The following is a 3,406-nucleotide window of genomic DNA, read 5'->3' on the forward strand; positions in this document are numbered from 1 at the left end:
GGGTGAGTTAAAGTGATATTAATCATTAGGATGTGGTTATTATGATCTGGCAGTAACCTGGTCTGTCCAGTTTGTTTTAATAATTAGGTTTTTCCATAGTCAATAAGTTGAAAATATCAAACAATGGTTAGGCTATTAAAGAGTGATCAATTTTTTGAAAATATCTCTTAATATTGATAACGAAAATAATTTAATTTATGCAGATTAAAAATGATTACTTCTATTACTTAAACAGGTTACTAATTTAATTATGAACTTAGATTCGGCATTATCAGAATTAGCACATAGATGGCATGTACCTCTGTCTCTTGAGCAGGGGGGAATACGTATTACAGACAAACATAATATTGAATGGTTATTTGAATGCCCAAAAGGGAGTGACATTTTTACTTTTTATGCACCATTATCAGTGTCTCCTGTGATTAAAAATGATCATTATTATTGGTTAACGTTAAACACCAATAGAACGCTAATGGGAAGTGCTTGGGTTGGCGTGTACAAAGATGAATTATGCTTAGGCGTCTCATTCCCTAAAGACTTATTAGACAGCTTTCAGCTGGAAAATCTGCTTGAAAATATGTGTATTCTTAGAAAAAAAATCATAGATCAAGTTTAGAATGGAGGATAAAAGTTTATGATGAATTTAAATGAAATTGGAGCTGCGATAAGCTCGGCATGGTCTTCAGTGGGCACGGCAATCAGTAATTTTTTTAGTCGAGTTTTCCCTTGTTCTTCATCAGATGTGACCACTGAAGCGGCGCAATCTCCTTTGATTAATGTGAATGAACAGTCTGGATTTAATATAGAGACCGATCCTCCTGAGTCAGTATTAGCCACTATGATGAGTGATGGGCGAGATGAAGAGTCTTTGCTGCAACAAGAACATTCCCAACAAAGAATCGGAACTCTGTTAACGGGGCAATCAGAATCATTAGTGCAACAGTCCTCAGTGAATGAACTGACAAGTGCAACTGTGATTGAAGTTCAGGCAGCTGAAATAGAAGAGATTGATCCACAAACAGTAAGAGCCGAAGCATTAGCAGCAGCCTTAACGGATTTAATGAGTGATGATACTCAGCAGGCGAGTGCGATAGAGAGAATGGATGCTAAATTGGCTGATAAAGAGTTAATTGAAGTGGGGAGTTTTGCTCTTTGGTGTGATACTGAAGGGTTGTCAAATTTGAGTTGTTTTTCTGCATTTAGCGATCCTAATTTTTCTCCTGAGGACATGCAACCATTTCTCGGTTTTTTTAACGATGAAACGATAGTAGGCCATTTTCCTGAAGACAGCGTATTTAGCAATGGGGACCTGACTCCAGCGGTGAAGGGGTTTCATTTGGCTGGCTGTTATCGGGACATATTAACTGATATTGAAAATGAAGCTCGTCTTTCAGCTCACAATAATGAAAATAGTCTTGCTGCAGTGCCTCACGCTGTAATAGGGGGGAATCAGTTACAACAACAACATCAAGCTGCGTTTGACCCTGACAGTGTAAGCTTTAAGGATGACAGTTACAGTTTAGTCGAGAAACTAGCCGAAAAGCTTGTTGATAAAGGGGCTATTAGCCACAAAGAAGTTTTTATCGCTTGGTGTCAAAATCAGGAGATGAATAATGAATATTTCTATGATAGTTGGTTGGATCCTGATGAGCGGGTTGAAAATTTCGAGTTTGGTTTTGACGGCTTTCCTTTTGAGGTTGGAGTGACGCAAGAGAGTGCTGTAAAAGCGATGGCTGATAGTTATCTCGGGGTGCTCAATTCAAGAAACCTTTTTAATTTGAAAGAGACAATCTCATTATTCCCCGACATCATGCCGGGCACTGTGGGTAAGCGTAACCAAGCGATCATGATGATGGGGCTTAGCATTAACAGGGAAGGTGGCAATACCGATGTGGCATTAAAGCGTGATGTGAAAATTGCCTGTGATGCGGCACTACAGTCGATTAGTGAGCAGCACCTTGCGGGTTTACATCCTAGTGGGTCACCTGTTGCTGTACGCATGGATGCGGTTGAAGATACAGCAACAGTGAGAGATTTACTGAATGACTTTAAAGCAAAAGTGAATTTAGCCATGGAGATAAAAAGTTTTCATGCAAGCTTTTTATCAGTTAATTCTCAATACGAAGGATTAAGACCCGATCTAAGTGTTAATGGAGCAGGGCCGCATCAAATCAATATTAATGACAATGGTAATGTTGAGCTGAAATTAGGTAATTATGGCGCTGCTTTTACACTTTTTTGTGCAAAGAATGGACCTGCTTCTGGAAACAATGAACAAAGACGCTTTGCTATTGGGCAAGGTGGATTGTCAGCAGATGGGGCTAATGGCGTGAAGATGGTGATGAGTCCAGCGGAGTTCAATGTCTTGGCTAAAAAAATGCATAAAGCCGAAGGTTTATTTTCAGATTTGACCAATAGCCTTAAGGATGCAGGATTATCAGGTATTACGACTGAGCCGAGTAAAATATCGAGTGCCGCATTTGAGTATCGTGACAATGGGTATCAAGCAGAGTCAACTGCGAAGAGTCGAATTCTTTATTCTGGTGTACCGATACATTTATTTGATATTACAAGGTTAAAATGTGAAGGCCAAGAAAATGTGGATCATATGAATCGCATTTATGACCAGCTAGAACTAAAAGATAGGTATGGTGATGCTAAAACCTTAACAGGAACGCCAACCCAAGGCCGTTCAAATTTACCCATGGCTCATAGCCAAAAGTTATTTGAATACTTTAAAGGGGTTGAATGCGCCACTGAAATTGGCAATCAAGCAATTTATCATGCCGTTGAAGTCAGTATTCCTGTGACGCTACAACAAGCAATAACCGCTCTTCATAATGAAACTTATTTGCCTGAAGTGCAAATTGAACAAGCTATTCGTGAAGCTGTAGGGGGTCAGTTGAATGCGAATACGCCGATTAATCTTCAGCAACATGTTGAAGCCATTGCGGCAGGTTTAAATATTACCTCAAATGATGTGACTAATGCTGTTAAAGCTGGGGTGTCTGTGACAGCTGCTGTGGCGGTGAATACCCTTAATGGGCAGTTTGGGCAGTTCTCTGAACTGCAGCAACGTCAAGCCATAAAAATGGCCATGAATTTACCCGTGGAAAGTCCGTTAGCTGAAGATGTCGATATTTCATTTGCTGATGTAATGAAAGCGGCGAGCATATTATGTTTCCAACAATCAGTTAAAGAAGATAGACAAATCTCTTTCGAACAAGCTTGTCACATTTTAATTGAAAACGGTAACCGTCAATTTCAATCGAAAAACCAACATGCTCATGTCAGCCCAGAAAGATTAATGGCAACGATGCATGATCATGTTAATGGTAGACCTCAAGTAACATTTTATGAATTGAAGCAAGTGGCAAAAAATTTAGCTCGAACCTTACACCTTAAT

The 3,406-nt window shown here is 39.5% G+C and carries 2 protein-coding genes; both read left to right on the forward strand.

Translation table 11 applies throughout. The annotated features are described in order from the left end of the window. Window positions 1-250 precede the first annotated feature (250 nt). Complete coding sequence (locus L2764_RS26415; RefSeq protein WP_248943320.1) at window positions 251-616, forward strand: type III secretion system chaperone; 366 nt, start codon at window positions 251-253, stop codon at window positions 614-616. 18 nt (window positions 617-634) lie between these two features. Beyond that, window positions 635-3,406: hypothetical protein (locus tag L2764_RS26420; RefSeq protein ID WP_248943321.1), on the forward strand; the 2,772-nt coding region annotated here is incomplete at its 3' end.

Origin of the sequence: Shewanella surugensis (assembly GCF_023284005.1) — a bacterium.
Classification (GTDB): domain Bacteria; phylum Pseudomonadota; class Gammaproteobacteria; order Enterobacterales; family Shewanellaceae; genus Shewanella; species Shewanella surugensis.

What these genes read in the sequence shown, in the direction of transcription:
- L2764_RS26415 (WP_248943320.1), top strand. Translation starts at nt 251, where the DNA reads ATGAACTTAGATTCGGCATTATCAGAATTAGCACATAGATGGCATGTA.